13 protein-coding genes are annotated in these 18,806 nt (G+C 31.4%); 3 read left to right on the top strand and 10 right to left on the bottom strand.

The genetic code is table 11. The annotated features are described in order from the left end of the window. Positions 1-18: 18 nt before the first annotated feature. From mraY to mraZ, 7 genes are all read right to left on the bottom strand, one after another. Positions 19-972: a phospho-N-acetylmuramoyl-pentapeptide-transferase gene (gene mraY, locus KPL51_RS13510; protein ID WP_216162434.1), complete on the bottom strand. Its 954-nt coding sequence runs from the start codon at positions 970-972 to the stop codon at positions 19-21. After that, positions 969-2,513, bottom strand: coding sequence for a UDP-N-acetylmuramoyl-tripeptide--D-alanyl-D-alanine ligase (locus KPL51_RS13515; RefSeq protein ID WP_216162437.1), 1,545 nt, complete (start codon positions 2,511-2,513; stop codon positions 969-971). The genes mraY and KPL51_RS13515 overlap by 4 nt, the downstream gene beginning before the upstream one ends. After that, entirely contained in the window at positions 2,514-3,959 is a 1,446-nt protein-coding gene (locus KPL51_RS13520) for a UDP-N-acetylmuramoyl-L-alanyl-D-glutamate--2,6-diaminopimelate ligase (RefSeq protein ID WP_216162440.1), read from the bottom strand. It abuts the gene before it with no gap. Positions 3,960-4,221: 262 nt separating this feature from the next. Next, a complete protein-coding gene (locus KPL51_RS13525; protein ID WP_216162443.1) occupies positions 4,222-6,411 on the bottom strand; it encodes a stage V sporulation protein D in 2,190 nt (729 codons plus the stop codon). A gap of 73 nt (positions 6,412-6,484) precedes the next feature. Further along, the gene (locus KPL51_RS24310; RefSeq protein WP_216162446.1) at positions 6,485-6,970 is read right to left on the bottom strand and encodes a CCDC174 family protein; all 486 of its coding nucleotides are present in this window, start codon (positions 6,968-6,970) and stop codon (positions 6,485-6,487) included. A 27-nt stretch (positions 6,971-6,997) separates the two neighbouring features. Next, on the bottom strand, positions 6,998-7,930 hold the full coding sequence (gene rsmH, locus KPL51_RS13535; RefSeq protein WP_216162449.1) for a 16S rRNA (cytosine(1402)-N(4))-methyltransferase RsmH: 933 nt from the start codon (positions 7,928-7,930) through the stop codon (positions 6,998-7,000). 64 nt (positions 7,931-7,994) lie between these two features. Continuing rightward, positions 7,995-8,423 (bottom strand): division/cell wall cluster transcriptional repressor MraZ, encoded by a 429-nt coding sequence (gene mraZ, locus KPL51_RS13540; protein ID WP_216162452.1) that lies wholly within the window; start codon positions 8,421-8,423, stop codon positions 7,995-7,997. Positions 8,424-8,731: 308 nt separating this feature from the next. On the opposite strand from mraZ, the gene ychF reads away from it, so the two are divergent. Next, positions 8,732-9,829 (top strand): redox-regulated ATPase YchF, encoded by a 1,098-nt coding sequence (gene ychF, locus KPL51_RS13545; protein WP_216162455.1) that lies wholly within the window; start codon positions 8,732-8,734, stop codon positions 9,827-9,829. Positions 9,830-9,898: 69 nt separating this feature from the next. Here the strand turns inward: ychF and KPL51_RS13550 are convergent, their stop codons facing one another. Beyond that, positions 9,899-12,193, bottom strand: coding sequence for an AAA family ATPase (locus KPL51_RS13550; protein WP_216162459.1), 2,295 nt, complete (start codon positions 12,191-12,193; stop codon positions 9,899-9,901). A 250-nt stretch (positions 12,194-12,443) separates the two neighbouring features. On the opposite strand from KPL51_RS13550, the gene KPL51_RS13555 reads away from it, so the two are divergent. Further along, positions 12,444-12,878, top strand: a complete 435-nt coding sequence (locus tag KPL51_RS13555; protein WP_216162462.1) for a hypothetical protein — start codon at positions 12,444-12,446, stop codon at positions 12,876-12,878. Between the two features lie 261 nt (positions 12,879-13,139). Here KPL51_RS13555 and KPL51_RS13560 read toward each other — a convergent pair whose 3' ends face one another. Further along, on the bottom strand, positions 13,140-15,743 hold the full coding sequence (locus tag KPL51_RS13560) for a cation-translocating P-type ATPase (protein ID WP_224854256.1): 2,604 nt from the start codon (positions 15,741-15,743) through the stop codon (positions 13,140-13,142). Between the two features lie 230 nt (positions 15,744-15,973). On the opposite strand from KPL51_RS13560, the gene KPL51_RS13565 reads away from it, so the two are divergent. Then, the gene (locus KPL51_RS13565) at positions 15,974-17,617 is read left to right on the top strand and encodes a putative manganese-dependent inorganic diphosphatase (protein ID WP_216162468.1); all 1,644 of its coding nucleotides are present in this window, start codon (positions 15,974-15,976) and stop codon (positions 17,615-17,617) included. Between the two features lie 331 nt (positions 17,618-17,948). On the opposite strand, the gene KPL51_RS13570 is transcribed toward KPL51_RS13565, so the two are convergent. Then, a complete protein-coding gene (locus tag KPL51_RS13570; protein WP_216162471.1) occupies positions 17,949-18,554 on the bottom strand; it encodes a hypothetical protein in 606 nt (201 codons plus the stop codon). Between the last annotated feature and the right edge of the window lie 252 nt (positions 18,555-18,806).

An 18,806-nucleotide genomic window follows, 5' to 3' on the forward strand; every position in this document is an offset into this window, starting at 1 on the left:
ATATATCCTCCTTACTTACTAATAGGAAAAGGATAAAAATCCGATTAAACATAAAATTACTGTTACAATGGAGAATACAGCAACAATTTTAGTTTCCTGCCATCCACCCAATTCAAAGTGATGGTGAATTGGAGCCATCTTAAATACTCTCTTACCTGTAGCTTTAAATCCTATAACTTGAATAATAACAGACAGTGTTTCAAAAACATATATACCTCCCACAATTGCAACTAGTATTGGAGATTTTAATATCATCCCTACTGCAGCAACCGCTCCCCCCAGTGCAAGGGACCCCATATCACCCATAAAAATTTGAGCTTTATAAGAATTAAATTTTAAAAATCCTAATAATGCACCAGCAAGCGCAGCACAAAATATTGCAAGAGTTGGATGAAACAACATATTACTGACTAATGCAAAAAACGTCATAACCACTATTGTAACAGAGGTAGCTAAGCCATCTAACCCATCTGTTAAATTTACAGCATTTGTGGTGGCTGCAAAATAAAAAATAATAAAAGGTACATACCAAAAGCCCAAATCTATACTTTTGTCTATAAACGGTATCCTTATGTCAGTTCCTATTTTAATTGAAGCATAATAACCAATAAAACCTGATACTATAAGTAAAAGTAGCATCTTTTTTTTAGATGAAAGTCCTTCATTTTTCTTATGTTTTATTTTTAACACATCATCAATAAGTCCAATTAATCCAAAAGCAATAAAGCAATAAAGTGCAATCATGGATTCATCGCTTGTATGTCTAACAATTATTAACATAGTAATTATTGTTGAGATCATGAATATTACTCCACCCATAGTAGGTGTGCCCGCTTTTCTGAGATGACTTTTAGGCCCCTCTTCTCTTATGTTTTGGCCAAATTTAAGCTTATGTAACATGGGAATTAATAAGGGTCCTTGGATAATTGATAAAAAAAACGCAATTAAAACTGAATATATAATTAAACTCATCTTTCAATCACCTCTTTTACGTCAGTCTTTTTGATAGGAGTTTTTTCTTCTAAATGATTTATATTTCCTAGGGAATTTATATTCATTGATGAATTTATATTCATTGATGAATTTATATTCATTGATGAATTTATATTCATTGATGAATTTATATTCATCAGTTCACTAACTATTTCCTCAAATTTCATATATCTTGAGGCTTTAACTAAAACAATAGCATCTTCATCAATAATTCCCTCTAGAAAAGAAACTACTTCCTTATAATTTTCAAAACTTTTATATTTATTTATATCATTAAATCCTTTTTTATATGCCTCATTAAATTCACCTAAGGTAATCAGTAAATCTATATTTTTGCGTTTTGCATACTCTCCAACTTGTTTATGTGCTTCAAAGGCTCCACTGCCTAATTCCCTCATAGTACCAAGTATTGCAATTTTAGATTTTCCATGAACATCACATAATACATCTATAGCTGCCAGCATTGAATCTGGGCTAGCATTGTAACAGTCGTTTATTACAGTGAATTTTTCACCTTTTACTATATCTAAGCGCATAGAAGTAGCTTCTAAATTTTTAAAACCTTCAGTAATTTCATCATAGCTCATACCTAGTGTTCTTCCGCAGGCCACTGCTAATGAGGAATTTAAAATATTATGTCTTCCAGGAATATTCACTACAAAACTATTACGGATTAATTTTCCTTGGTCCATCAAGCTAAAGGTTATTTTATTTTCTTCAACATTTAAATTACATGCTTTAAAATCAGCCTCTGAATCAATTCCTGTTTTTATAATTTTATAGTTCAAATTACTTATATGTTCTAATAAATCATTGTCTGAATTTACAATTAAAACATTGTCCGACCTAAAGTAATCTGTTATCTCCATTTTAGCCTTTAAAATATTTTCCCTTGTTTTAAGATTTTCAAGGTGAGACATTCCAATGTTAGTAATAATAGCAATATCAGGTCTTGCCACCTCACATAAATTATGAATTTCTCCAAAATCACTCATACCCATCTCAAGAACTGCAATATCATAACTTTTATCTAATTTAAATATCATAAGAGGTAGTCCTATTTCGTTGTTAAAATTGCCCAAGGTTTTAAAAACCTTGAATTTTGAGGAAAGTACAGCTGCCACCAGGTCTTTTGTAGATGTTTTACCTGTAGAACCAGTAATTCCCACTACTTTTAAATTTAGTTTATTTATATAAAATTTTGCCAGATCCCTTAATGCTTTTTTGGTGTCCGCTACTTTAATTACAGATGTATTCTTAGAAAACTCTATACTTTCAAATTTCATTTCATCAACTATGCAAATTGAAGCTCCTTTTTTACTAGCCTGCACAGCGAAATCATTAGCATTAAAATTTTCGCCTCTTATGGCTATAAAAATATCATTAGCTTTTATGGCTCTTGTATCTATACTTACATTGTTATACAATGCAACTTCACTTTTATCAAAAGCGCTTTCGCCTTTTACTATTATTTCTCCCCCAGTTGCCTCGATTATCTCGTCATAACTAATATACTCCATCTAAAAACGCTCCTTTAATATCTCTGAAACAATTTCTCGTTCATCAAAATGTATAGTTTTATCTTTTAAAACCTGATAATCCTCGTGGCCTTTTCCTGCAATAACAATTACGTCGGTTGGTTTTGCAATTTCTATTGCTCTCTTTATAGCTGTGGTTCTATCCTCTACAATCTCAAACCCTTGTTTTTCAATGCCACATACTACGTCCTTAATTATTACATTTGGATCTTCAGTTCTAGGATTGTCGGAAGTTATTATTGAAATGTCGCTTAACTCTGTTCCGATTTTGCCCATGATAGGCCTTTTTGTCTTATCTCTATCTCCACCACAACCAAAAACGCATATAAGTTTACCTTTTGTAAATTCTCTCACAGTTTTTAGTATGTTTTCTAGTGCATCAGGTGTATGTGCATAATCTAAAATTATCTCAAATCCTAAATTATAATTGTTTGCAACAAGTTCACATCGTCCAAGCACCTGTACCTTTTGTAGACCCAGCACAATTGCTGATACGTCTATTCCCAGATGCATACAAACTGCTATACATCCCAAAGCATTATAAACGTTGTAATTTCCTGGTATATTTAATTCTATTTCAAAAGATGCTTTTTTATACTCTAAAGTGAATTCATTTCCCCTGGAATGCATTTTTATATTACTAGCCCTAACATCTGCGCTGGCATTTAATCCATAGCTAAGTTTGCTACTAGAAATCAAATTATAAGCACTTTCACCATAAGTATCATCAATGTTAATTACAGAATTTTTACTATACTCAAATAATTTTAATTTTGCCTTAAAGTAATTTTCAAAGGTTTTATGAAAATCTAAATGATCTTGAGTCAAATTAGTAAAAATACTCTCGCAAAACTCTATTCCATACACCCTGTCTAAACTTAGTGAATGTGAAGACACTTCCATAACGCAGTAGTCCACCCCAGCATCTACCATATTCTTAAAAAGTTCATGTAATTCTAATGATTCCGGAGTAGTTCTCTCTGTATGAATTTTCTGCTGTCCAATATAATTTGCTATAGTTCCTATAAGTCCAACTTTATGCCCTTGCTCTTCTAAAATAGCCTTCATCATAAAAGCAGAAGTTGTTTTACCATTAGTGCCTGTAATTCCTATCATCTTCATACTTTTACTAGGATTACCATAGTAATTAGATGCACTCATAGCCAGTGCCTTTCTACTATCTTCTACTTGAAGCAGTGTGCAGTTTAATCCTTCTACTATTTTTCTTTGGCATACAATAGCAATAGCTCCATTGTTAATTGCATTTTGTATATATTTATGTCCATCAACTTTATATCCTTCTATACAGAAAAATACATCTCCATCTTTAATTTTTCTTGAATCATATTGAATTTCACTTATATCCATATCAATATTACCTAAGACTAAATTAAATTTAATATTTTCCATAATTTTCCCTAATTTCATATTATATCACTCCCTTAAATCTTCACCTTAAGTGTATTACTAACCTATTTTCTAAAATAGTATACAAAATAACCGTTATTTTATAAAAATAAAACCAAAGCACATAAAAACAAATAATAAATCCGACAGTTCAGAAGTTCTGAGTGCCGTCGGCTTTTATTATCTTATGTTACATTAAGATAAATAACAAGTCAAAAGTGCTAATATAATGACTTGTTATTTATTTTAATGTGCCTTATATATAGTTATACACTATATTTAACTAATCTGCCATACTATCTAGATGTACTGTTATTGTAGTTCCTTTTTCTACTTCTGTACTCTCTTCACTTTGTTCTGAAACTATTCCACTACCAACAAATTGAACTTCTAAGCCAAGACTATTCAACATTTCACTAGCTTTGTCCGGACTATACCCTTGAATACTCGGAACCATCACCATATTACTATACTCTACTTTCGTATCTGTATGTAAAATGATCTCTGTTCCTTCTTTAACTGTATAACCAGGTTTAGGCGTCATATCAGTAATAATCTCTCCATCTGTTGCTAATTTAAGCTTTAAATTATTATCTTTTAGAATTTTTTGAGCCTCTGCTCTTTTAAGACCCCTTACCTCAGGCACAATAATATCCTTTAATAAGCTTTTAGTAATTTCTGCACTAGATGCATCAGATTTTAGTGCTAAGTAATTGAAGATATCATTAAAAGCTTGTTTTGCAACTACAGTTGCAATCTGCCCACCATAATACCAAGATGGGTCTGGTTCATCAATTGAAACTAGTAGTGTTATTTGTGGGTCATTGGCAGGCGCCATACCAGCAAAGGATGCAACATATTTGCCTGGCGCATAAACACCATTTATAACCTTTTGAGCAGTTCCAGTTTTTCCAGCAATATGGTACCCTGCAATATATGCCTTCTTACCACCACCATTTTCTACAACCTGTTCTAGGTAACCTCTCAATTGTTTTGCTATTGGCTCATCCATTATTTGTCTTTCATTAAAATTTGAATATGCTTGTAGAACACTTTTATTGTTTAAATCATCATAAGCTACTATTTCTTTCATAACATGAGGTGTTATAAGCTTTCCCCCATTTGCAATAGCATTAAAAGCTGTTAAGTACTGCACAGCAGATAGTGTATTACTTTGACCAAAGGATGTTGTTGCAACATCAACAGCGGTCATATTTTTGGTTGGCCTGATTATCCCTAAAGCTTCTCCATTTAAATCAATACCTGTTTTTTTGCCAAAACCAAACAAATAAACATATTTATTTAGTTTTTCAGGGCCAAGTCGTCTACCTAGCTCCATAAATCCAACATTGCAAGAGTTTTTCAATATATCCACAAAGCTTTGAGTTCCATGTCCTGTGGTTTTCCAACACTTTATTGTTCTGCCCCCAACCACAGTGCTACCATTACAAACAAATCTATCCTTATCATCAACTAATTTTTCTTCCATAGCTGCCGTAGCTGTAACCACTTTAAAAATAGACCCTGGTTCAAATGTATCGCTTACTGACCTATTTCTCCAAGCCTTTTGATTTTCATCAAAACTTTTAGTAAGGTCCCAAGGGTCATTTGGATTATAGTCTGGTTTATTGACCATGCCCAAAATTTCTCCATTCTTAGGGTTCATTGCAATTATAGTAACTGCATTTGCTTTATTATCAATCATGGCTTGATCAGCTGCTTTTTCACAGAAATATTGAATCATCTGATCAATAGTGAGTACTACATCTTTTCCATTAATAGGTTTTGTATAATTTGATATTGTATAAGGCAAATCTTCACTTTTTCTATCAGTTTCAGAAATTTTTATTCCAGGTATACCTGATAGATATTTATCGTAATATAATTCCACACCTGTTAATCCATTACCATCAGTGTTGGTATGTCCTAAAACATTTGCTAAAAAATTATTATTTGGATAATATCTTTTTGTATCTCCAGTAATGACAATTCCGCGAAGCTTATTTTTCGTAGAAAAGTCAGTGATTTTATCGGCTACATCCTTCTCCACTCTTCTCTTAAGCATTGCTGCTCCAATAACTTTTCCCTTTGCATTAGTCTGAGTCAAAATCTTTAAGACATTTTCTGATTCCATTCCAAGTATTTTAGCCAGATCTGGCGCTATATCCTGCATAGTTAATTTATTTTTCGCAGTGGTGTCTCGAAGCGAATTAAGATCTAAGTCTACTCTAAAAACATTTGCACTTATAGCCAATTCTTTTTCATTTCTGTCTAAAATTCGTCCTCTCTGTGGCGCAATACGAACGTCGCTTGTCCACTGTAGGATTGCTTTTTCTTTGTATTCCTTGCCTTTAACTATCATTACGTAGCTTAACCTACTAATTAATAGAAAAAGCAAAAGAAAAAGTATTAAAAAGACAGTAAGCATTCTACGTTTAACTATTACTTTGTCTCTATACTCTCCTTTTGCCAACTAAGTTCCTCCTTATTATTGCTTGTAAAAATGAAAAGATAAAATTAGTGCTTGTCACCTAAAATATAATATTCTAAAAGATAATGTTTTTTATTTTACTTATTATATCACTGCTTATTTTAACTTCTGATTCTTCCACAGTTGCTAAATTATTTTTTCTCAAATTACAGTATTGTACATCGCTAATACTAGGTTTAACCATGTGAAGTTTAGTAGTAGCCGTCTGTTCAATGTGGCTTATATTTCTAAACTTAATTAACTCTAACTTATAAGCATCATTTTCTTTATTCAATGTTTCTATTTGAGCTTTAGCTTTTGAAGTTGTGTCTTGGTAATTATAAATCATACAATATCTAGCAATAATAGTAATTCCGATAACAAAACCTAAAAGGATATTTTTAATAATACTTTTTTTGTTTCTTATATCCTTTCTTTTCTTACTCTGCTGAGTTTGTTGTCGTGATTTCTCTAACTCCTCGTATTTTCGCTTTCTAACCTGTTCATCTGGTGCTAATACCGTATTACCATCCAATTCAAACTTGTTTTTTGCTACTATCACTTTATTCACCCCATCCACAATTTAGAACTAAATTTTTTCAGCTACTCTTAGTTTTGCACTTCTGCTTCTTACATTGATTTCTAATTCCTCTTCTGTAGCCCTTATAGGTTTTCTACTTATAAGTTTTACAATTGGTGTTTTCCCACATACACACATAGGTAACTCTTTGGGACATTTACAGGGATCTTGTAATTCTTTAAATGCATTTTTAACAATTCTGTCTTCAAGTGAATGGAAAGTAATAACTGCCATTCTTCCACCGCTTTTAAGTCTATGTATTCCATTTTCTATAGCACTGTTTAATATTCGCAGTTCACCATTAACCTCAATTCTTATACCTTGGAATGTTCTTTTAGCGGGATGACCCCCATCTCTCTTATATTTGGCTGGAATAGCTGCATCTATAACATTCACTAATTGAAGCGTAGTATCAATGGATTTTTCAGCTCTTCTATCTACTATAAAATTAGCTATTCTTTTTGAAAACTTTTCTTCTCCATAATTTCTTAAAATATCGCCTAGCTCCTGCTCACTGTAACTATTCACTACCTCAAAGGCTGATAAACTTTGAGTTCTGTCCATTCTCATATCAAGTTTCGCATCTCTCATATAACTAAATCCACGTTCTGTAGTATCTAATTGGTAAGAAGACACTCCTAAATCCATAAGAATACCATCTACTTTATCTATTTCTAGCTTTTCTAGTATGGCATCGATATTATGAAAATTATCGTGTACATATGTAACATTGTTATACTCTTTAATTTTTTCTCTCGCCGCTTTTAATGCATCTTCGTCTTGATCAATTCCAATTAGTCTTCCCTTTGGGGATAGTCTTTTTAAAATTTCTAAAGAGTGCCCTGCTCCTCCAAGTGTACAATCAACATAAATTCCATCCTCTTTAATATCTAGTGCATCAAGGCACTCCTCGAGTAAAACTGGTAAATGCTTAAATTCCATAATTAATCTCCTCTTTGACTATTTCATCCTATATATTTATTTCATCCTATATGTTTATTTCATCCTATATTCCGAGTTCCATCATTTTTTCTGCTATTTCATCAAAGTTTATATCCGAATCATTATATTCATCCCATTTGTCCTTAGCCCATATTTCTATTCTAGTTGATACTCCTATACTTACTATTTCCTTTTGAAGTCCAGCATATTCACATAAATTTTGTGGTATTAAAGTTCTTCCTTGCTTATCTATTGTTACTTCATTGGCGCCTGAGAAGAAAAAGCGTACAAAAGCTCTGGCATCCTTACTGGTTAGTGGAAGTTTCTTTAGCTTTTCCTCCATTATTGTCCATTCGCTGATGGTATATATATACAAACATCCATCTAGGCCTTTAGTCATTATAAATTCACTAGAAAGTCCATCTCTAAATTTGGTAGGAATAATTATTCTGTTTTTATTATCAATGGCATGTTGATATTCACCAATAAACATTTTATTCCCCCAATTTATAAACTTACTCCACTTTAAACCACTTTAACCCATTCTAAACCACTTTAAGGTATTATTCTATAGAAAAACGAAAATTCCTTCTTGTTTTATACAACTATTATCATTTTATAAAAATAAATATTTTTTCGCATCCCTTTTTTATAATATACTTACTCTGAATACATTATTATACTTATTGCACTCCACCTAAAAAGCATTCTACAAATTTACTTTCTTGAAATGCATTAGAATCTAGAGTATAATTTATAAAGTGTTAATAATTTAAAAGTAAGAAAGGAATGTACATATATATGAAGCTAGGAATTGTAGGTTTACCAAATGTAGGAAAAAGCACATTGTTTAATGCAATAACAAAGGCAGGAGCAGAATCTGCTAACTACCCATTTTGTACTATAGAGCCAAATGTAGGTGTCGTTAGTGTTCGTGATAAAAGATTAGATGTACTTCAAGCACTTTATAATAGTAAGAAGGTAGTTCATACTGCAATTGAATTTTATGATATAGCTGGCCTTGTAAAAGGAGCAAGCAAAGGAGAAGGTCTAGGTAACAAGTTTCTATCTCACATCAGAGAAGTAGAATCTATAGTTCATGTAGTAAGATGCTTTACTGATGACAATATTATTCACGTAGATGGCAATGTTGATCCACTACGCGATATAGATACTATTAATTTAGAGCTTATTTTTTCTGATCTTGACGTCTTAGAGAGGCGAATGGAAAAATCAGTGAAACTTGTTCGTTCTGGTGATAAAACAGCAAAAACTGAATACGAAATTATGGAAAGAATAAAGGTGCAGCTTGAAGCAAACTCTCCAGCAAGGACCCTTGAATTTAACGAAGAGGAATCTGTTTTTGTAAGCAGTCTTTTCCTAATCACCTCAAAACCAGTATTATATGCTGCAAACATTAGCGAAGAGGATTTAGTTTCTGGTAATTCAGAAAATGATATGGTTAAAAAAGTTAAAGAATTTGCTGCAAATGAGAATTCAGAAGTAATTACAGTTTGCGCAAGATTAGAAGAAGAACTTTCCACTCTAGAGGATGATGAAAAAATAGAACTCTTAAATGAATATGGTCTTGAGGAATCAGGTCTTGATAAACTTATTCACGCAAGTTATAAGCTACTGGGTTTAATGAGCTTTCTAACTGCAGGTGTTCAAGAAATAAGAGCTTGGACTATACATATTGGCACTAAAGCTCCCGCTGCTGCAGGTAAAATCCATTCAGATATTGAAAGGGGCTTTATAAGAGCAGAAATAGTTTCCTATGACAAATTAATTGAATGTGGAAGTGAGGCAGCCGCTAAGGAAAAAGGTCTTTATAGACTTGAAGGAAAAGAATATATTATGCAAGATGGCGATGTAGTTAATTTCAGATTTAACGTATAAGACAAAAAAGAGCAGGACTATTACTTTTAAAAGTGAATAAGTCCTGTTTTTTTATTAGCAATTATTAAATTATTTTTTAATGCTATATTTTCTTAATTCTTTGCTAATGGCCGTCATTATGCCTTGGGTATCTGTATCTGAATTACCCATCAGTACAGTCATAGCATCTTCTATAGATGTCATAGTATATATGTGGAAATTCCCATTTTTAATTTCTCGTTCAACTTCTTCACTTAATACCAGGTCATCCGCATTAGACAATGGTATAAGTACACCTTTATCCACTGTTGTATCTATAGCCTTGCATACTCCAAAAAAGCCCTCTATTTTATCGTTTACTCCTCCTATAGGTTGAACATCACCAAATTGGTTTACTGAGCCTGTGACGGCAATATTTTGTTTTATAGGTATTTTACTTAAAGCTGAAAGCATACATATTATTTCTGCCACTGAAGCACTATCCCCATCTATTTTGCCGTATATTTGTTCAAAGCTCAAATGAAAATCCACTGGAAGTTTAGTAAATCCACCATTAATACCACTTATATATCCCTTTAAAATATTAATAGATTTACTATGAATATTTCCGCTTAAATTACTATCCTTTTGAACATCTACAATATTTCCTTCGCCTTTATAACAGCAACAGGTGATCTTAATTGGCTTGCCAAAACTAAAATAGCCCGTATCAATTACTGATAATCCATTGATTTGACCAATTTTACTGTTTTGCACATCAATAAGCATTTTCTTTTCTGTATAATTTTTTAAAATTTCCACTTCCATAATATCTTTTTTATAAGCAATGTTAACTATATCGCCTTCACTAATCTCGGCCTTATTTTCCGCTTTGACCTTATTATCTGATAATGTAATTAGCTTGCTTATTTCATATTTGTCATAGTATACTTTGTTCCTGCTCTGGGCTTTTCTTGATAAAACTTTTGCTACTTCTCTTACAGCTCCTTTTGTAAGGAACTTATAATTATTTTCACTACAGATTTTATTTATCTCAGATACCAATGAGACTTTTAAATTAGTGTCTATATTTTGCACGGGACTCACTTCTGCCTTTATAGTGAAAATCTTTCTAAAATCTTCATCATAGTTATAAAGTAAGTCATAAGTCTCGTAATCCCCAATAAGGATTACCTTTTCTTTAATAGGTATAGGTTCAGGCTTTAAGGAACTTAAGGAAACCAGATCATAATAGCTTTTGTTACATGTCACATCTACTTCTTCTTTTAATAGTGATTTTTTTAAATGATAATAAGCAGAAGGATTACTTAGCAAATTGTTTGTTCTAATTATCAAACACCCTTCGTTTGCTTTTAACATGCTACCACTTTTTATAAAATCTATATTTGTAGAATAAACACCGTTGTGATTCTCATATTCTATATTTCCAATTAAATTTGTTAAATTAGGATCTTGTTCAAATATAACAGGTGGAACTGCATTTTTACTATTATCCACCATTACGTTTACAACATATTTATAGATAATTTCGTTTATTTTTTCCTCATCATCCTCATAGCTTATCGAATAATTCTCTATAAGTTTTTTTTCAATATCATTGCATACTATATCAAAATATTTTTGAACATCCACGTCTTCATTAAACAAAATTTTATATTCTTGTTTTAAATCCGTCATTTCATTCTTATAGTAAACTTCCATAATTTTTTTTATTTTATCTAGGTCCCTTACTTCAATTTCTTTTAATTCATCTAATATTTCCTTAGCTTTATCTTTTAAAATGATTACTGTCTCTAAAATGCTATCTTTTTTCTCTTTATCTAAGATGTCATATTCACTTTCAGTCATTTCTTTTCCACTGCTTAAAGGAATGAATGTAAATCCATTATTAGTGGATTTTATATCAAAGCCTTTTTCTTTTGCTAAATCTATTAGTTTAGCAATTAGTTCGCTTCTCTTTTTTTGAATACTGTCCTCAATATCTTCCTTCTCTTTATTTGTAGAATCGTTATAGAACTGATATGTGCACTCTAAATATTCATTCTGCATATCTTCAAGCGTGTCTTTTAACTTATTACCTCCACCATTACTTACAAAAATGGGTTTAGGAGATTTCTCATCTTCATATGATACATAGCATATATCTTTAGGCCTACCTTTACTTTTTAAAATTTCATTTACATATTTAGTAATGTCTTTAAGAGTCTCTTTTGAAAAATCGTCTATTAAATAAATATTAAAGCCCTCTTTATCTATACTTAAAGCCGTTTTAATATTTTCTATTACCTCAGAATACTGTGGCAGTGAATCTAATGGGCCATTTGCACTCATATCTTCAATATCAAATTCATATATAATGTCTTTTGGAGTTAATTCCCTATTCATATTCCGCCTCCCTTCAATCCTTTATTATATTAATATTCTTAAATTACCAATTTAGGAACAAATATTATCATTAAGAAATAATAATATTTTATTAATTTAAGTATATATTTACTTTTTTAATATTAATTTTTATTAAAAATATTATAATACACTTTTTTAATACTTGAGTTAAATTACAACTTAAGATATACTGTAATGAGTTATTGACATTTTTTATTTTTTATAATTTTTTTGTGAAGGAGTAATATTGATGGGGTTTAAAGACAAATTAACTAATAGCTACACGCAGGCCTATTTAAAAAGATATGGTGATAGACTTACTCAAGCACAAGGTAGGGTTCTATCCATAAAAGTAGAAGAAAAAAATCGTTTCTATGAGTTTTTAGAATACTTTAGAATATTTTATAAATTGACTGTTACAATCTTAGTAAAAGCTGATGGAAGTAAATCTATTGCTAAGTGCGTATACAATAAAAAACGTTGGTTCAAAAAAATCAAGTTTATTTCTGTGCTACAAGGTCATTCTGTTGTAATTCAAGGAATGAAAGGCAAAAAAGGAAAAGAAAAAAGAGAGCAAATTTCAATCGTGAATATTAGAAATATGACTACCAAGAAAGACTTAGTTCCAATGCAAGGCACTGCTCCAAAAGTGCAAAGAGTAAGAGCTGATAAACGTTTTAAATAAATAGGAAAAAAGTATATATTACGCGTATTGCAATACGACTACTGCATTCATTTCGCTAAGAACTACTAATTTTATTTTTAATTAAGCTGCTAAAAAACATAAACTCGCTTTCGCTCAAACATATGTTTTTCTGAGCGTAGATTAATTAAAAATAAAATAAGAAGTTCTAAAGCTTATTCAAATGCATTATACGTAATATATACTTTTTTTTGCGACTAAAAACATTTTATAATAAATGAGAATTTCTAAACCTCTCAATTATTAATGATTGTGCTTTAAATATAAGTACAAACTATTTATGAAGGATATAATACCAGAGAAAAATAAAATGATTAACCATTGACCTAAATTCAGTGGTATTGTATGAAATACTCTCTGTAATAATGGGATATATACTATGCTAAGTAACATAAGTACAGATATACCCACCGCTCCAATTAAGTACAAATTTGTAAAGGGATTAATTTCGAATAGTGAAAGCTTTTCTGATCTACATTCAAATACATGAATTAGTTGAGATAAAACTAGTGTTCCAAGGGCCAAGGTTCTACAAGTGTCAAGACTCATACCATAATATTTACCACAGATAAATGACAATATTGTACATACACCTATAAGGACTCCCCGAATTAGAATCTTTTCTGTAAGTCCTCTTGAAAATACACTTTCATTCTTTTCTCTAGGCTTTTCAAGCATAATATCACCATCAGCAGGATCAACTCCAAGTGCAATAGCAGGAAGTCCATCTGTAACTAAATTTACAAATAGAATTTGTATTGGAAGTAGCGGATTTTCGAGATAGAATAAGGAAGCCAAAAACATGGTAAGCACTTCCCCTAAATTGCAAGATAATAAATACCTTATAAATTTTCTTATATTATTGTATATTACACGGCCTTCTTCAACTGCTGCAACTATAGTGGCAAAATTATCATCTAAAAGAATCATAGAAGCCGCTTCTTTAGTTACATCTGTTCCGGATATTCCCATGGCTATACCAATATCTGCTTCTTTTATAGCAGGAGCATCATTTACACCATCCCCAGTCATAGCAACAATTTGGTTGTTATGTTTAAATGCTCTTACAATTCTTAGCTTATGCTTTGGAGTTACCCGAGCAAATATTTTAAATTTGTTTATATTTTTTTCTAATTCCACATCATTTAATCTATCTAATTCATCTCCAGTTATAACCTCACTAGGCTCGCTGCAAATATCTAAATCTTTCCCAATAGCATAAGCTGTATTTTTGTGGTCTCCTGTTATCATTACAGGTTTTATACCCGCAATCTTACACTTAATAACTGCCTCTTTTACCTCTTTTCTTGGAGGATCAATTATACCTGCAACACCAATAAAAATCAGATTAGACTCTAAATTATCATTTTTAACAATACCTGATACCTTATAGGCACAGGCGATACATCTTAAAGCCTTATAGGACATAGAATCTACAGCCCTTAATAGTGAGTTTTTATAAATGGGAAGCATGGGTTCTATACTCCCATTGAGGTATATATAATTACATTTTTCTATAACTCTTTCTGGAGCACCCTTTACATAACAAACTTCCCTATCCTCTTCTTTCACAATGACGGACATAATTTTTCTTGTAGAGTTAAATGGTATCTCATAAACACGTTTAGCTCTGCTTAAAAATTCTTTTACTTCCGCGGAGCCTTTAAAAAATCCTTTGATTAACGCAGTTTCCGTAGGATCACCAAAGAGGCTTTTTTCGAAAGTTTTCCCATTGAAATCATAATTACAGTCATTACAGTATGTATAGGCTTTTTTCATAATTAGATTTAATGGGATTTTGTCTTTATCAACATCATAAACATGTCCATTAAAATACATTGCCTTCACCGTCATATTATTTTCAGTTAAAGTTCCTGTTTTGTCTGTACATATTACAGAAGTACAACCCAGGGTTTCCACTGCTGGTAATTTTCTAACTAGAGCCTTCCTTTTAAGCATTCTAGATACCCCAAGGGCCAAAGCCACCGTAACAATAGCTGTGAGCCCCTCCGGTATTGCAGCTACTGCGAGACTTACCCCTAGTAAAAACATTGCATACTTATCTTGTCCACGCCAAATGCCCATGAGAGTTACAACTACGCAAATTATTATACAAAGTGCAACTAATATTTTCCCAAGATGTGCCAATCTTTCTTTAAGTGGAGACCTCTCACTTTCAATACTATGAAGCATATCCGCAATTTTCCCCATTTCTGTTGTCATTCCCGTTTCTACAACCTTTGCTTTAGCTTTTCCTGTAAGAAGTATGGTTCCCATATAAATATTACTATCATTAGAATCCACACTTTTATTTACTCCCGCTGACTCTCCAGTGAGAAGTGATTCATCTAACATTGCGTTATTATCCTGGACCAAAATACAATCCGCCGGAACTCTATCTCCACTTTCTAAAATCACTAAATCACCTGGCACTAAAAATATTGCATTTATTACTGTTATACTTCCATTTCTAACCACTTTAGCAGTCGGAGCCGCCAGCTGACTTAGTGCCTCCAGTGAACGCTCAGTTTTATATTCTTGAATAAATCCCAGTATTCCATTCATTATAACTATAATAAAAATAGTTATTGCATCTGCCTTCTCCCCCATAAGCCCAGAAATAACGGTTGCTGCTATTAATACCCATGTAATAAAATCATTAAATTGTGAAAAGAATATTTGAGCGGCAGATACCTTTTTCTTACTCTCTAATTTGTTATATCCATATTCTTTAAGTCTGTTTTCAGCCTCTTCGCAGGTAAGGCCCCTTAAAGTGGTTTTGCTGTCATAAACAGAGCTCCTCAGCTTATTTTTCTCCCTATCCTTTGACAGTTGTTCGTTAATCATATGCATGCCCCCTTCTCTACCTTAAATAAAACTCTTATTTTATACTCTAAGAATTACTATGTTTTCATTATCTTCTAATATATGTGTTAATCTACTTACATATGAAAAAAATATGGTACATTATTTTAGTTATGATTGTTTTTTCTTTACAATATGGGAATTTAAAGATAAAATAGTAAGGACAATGATTATTAATTAAACCATAAGAAAGATAACAAGGAGGTTCATACGTGAAAAACATTATTTATGTTACTGGTCATAAAAATCCAGATACTGATTCTATTTGCTCTGCTATTGCATATGCAGAGTTTAAAAATAAAACAGGAAAAATTCCTGCAGTTGCCATAAGACTCGGTGCTACAAATCTGGAAACACAATTTATCCTTAAATACTTTAACGTAGCGGAACCTGAGCTTATAACTACCGTTAAAACACAAATTTCCGACTTAGATATAGACATTATAGCCCCTATTTCACCAGAAATTTCTTTAAAAATGGCCTGGTCCATTATGAAAAAAAATAATATTAAAACTCTACCTGTTATAGACGAAAATGATAGGCTAGCTGGTGTGGCTTCAGTTTCAAATCTTGCAGCAAGCTATTTAGATATATGGGACAATTCTATTCTTGCCAAAAGTAATACCACACTTGAAAATATTTTAGATACTCTATCAGCTAAATGCATATTTAGCCCAGAACAGGAATTTAAAATAACCGGTAAAATTATTGTAGCTGCTATGAATCCAGAAAGCACGAAAACTGTAATTGAGGTTGGTGATGTTGCCATATGTGGCGATAGAGAAGATTCACAGAGCTTAATAATTAGTTCTAAAGCTTGCCTTTTAATTATTACAGGAAACCATCCTCCAACAGATAAAGTTATAGAACTTGCAAAAGATACTGGTTGTACAATTATATTGACCCCTTATGATACTTTTACGGCTTCTAGATTAATAACTCAAAGTATCCCTATAAGTTATGTTATGACAAAAAAAGATGTATTGAGCTTTAATACAGATGATTTTATTGAGGACATAAAATATATTATGCTTGAAACTAGGTACAGGAGTTATCCAGTAATTGATGAAACTAATAAAGTTATTGGTAGTGTATCTAGATTCCATCTAATATCACAAAACAAGAAAAAGGTAATCCTTATGGATCATAATGAAAGAACTCAATCTGTAAACGGGCTTGAGGATGCTGAGGTACTAGAAATAATAGACCATCATAGAATTGCAGATGTTCAAACCGGCTTTCCTATATACTTTAGAAACGAGCCTGTAGGAAGTACTTCAACTATAGTAGCCTCCATATTCTTTGAAAATGGAATTAGGCCTTCAAAAAGTGCTGCTGGCCTTCTATGTGCAGCAATAATTTCAGATACCTTACTTTTAAAATCTCCTACCTCTACTATAGTAGATGAAATTGTATTAAAAAGATTAGCTCAAATAGCTAATTTAAACATAGAAGATTTTGCTAAAGAAATGTTTAAAGCTGGTACTTCCCTTGAGGGCAAAACTGCCCAAGAAATTTTTTACCAAGACTTTAAGACCTTTTCCCTTAATAATTATAAAGTGGGAGTATCACAAATTGGTACAATGTATATTGATGGCTTTGACCCATTAAAAGAGGACATAATAAGTCTAATGAACAAAAAAGCAAAGGAAAGTAGTTATGACATTATTTTGCTAATGTTAACCGACATATTAAATGGTGGTTCTGTATTAATAGCTGCAGGACAACATAAAGATGTTGTTTCCAAAGCTTTTAATATTACTCTTACTGATAATGGTGTATATATACCTGGTATCGTATCAAGAAAAAAACAAGTTATACCACCTATTGCTGCTGCCATTAATCAAATAAAATAATTTTAAAAAGTATATATTACTCGTAGTGCATTCACCTTCGCTAAGAACTACTAATTTTATTTTTAATTAATTTGCTAAAAAATATAAACTCGCTTTCGCTCAAACATATATTTTTCTGGGCGCATATTAATTAAAAATAAAATTGTAGTTCTAGAGCTCGCTTCAATGCATTATACGTAATATATACTTTTTTTTGCGGCTAAAAACATTTGATAGAAATATTGAATTTCATCTATAAAAAGTTATCCACATTATTTTCCGCAAGCTGTTTCCTATATAATGAAAAAAAAGCAAAGCATTCCTTTTGAAATGCTTTGTTTTTTCTTTAAAACTACAATAGTCGCATAAGAAGAATTGCAATAAAAAGTATAAAACATATAAAATAACTTATGCTTAAATAGTCCTTTATGCAAGCATCATCAATCTTATTATTATATTCACCATAACTTTTTAGATAATGCATATTGTTTCCATTGTAATGGAAGTAAAAATTAACCGATTCTATATAGGCAGCTAAAATATCAACGTTTAGAAGAGGTGTTTTTAACAGATTGCTAAGGTAATCACCTTTAAAATTTATCTTGAAATTTTTATTCTTGAAAGCATAAATTGCGTATAAAAATAATTCTCCTATCAATGATGGAACTATACAAAATATAGCTATAAGTGTACCTATTATGTTCAGATCCTCATTAAGGCTTAAGTTATAAAGCAATGTAAATATAATAGCAGCCGCATTTCCTAGTATCATAATATAAAATAGTGGAGCAATAAATCCACATATAAGCGCTCTGGATATAGTGGAAATTGTGTCATAAAAATATTTTTTTTCAGTATGATTTAAATTTTTTCTTTCTGTATTACTTATATCTATTACAATGAAAGCCGCTATGGCATTGTACACTTCATTGCTTTTTACGATAAAATGATTAGACATAAAAGAAAGCCCAATATATATAAGAATTACAACAGAAAAATATAAAAATTGTAGTATATAAACGTTTTTGATTTTTTTATTTAATTTTAAATTAACAAAATTCAATACCCTTTGCCTATCTAATTTCCAAAGTAATATACTAAATAAACATCCAAACACATACCCTATCCCTATTTTCATCCTTTTGTGGCAAGGATACTTCCACTTCTATAAGTGGGGGAGGAATTGCCACTTTTCGTTAGACAACACTCT

The sequence above is a fragment of the Clostridium bowmanii genome, assembly GCF_018861315.1.
Lineage (GTDB): Bacteria > Bacillota > Clostridia > Clostridiales > Clostridiaceae > Clostridium_AD > Clostridium_AD bowmanii.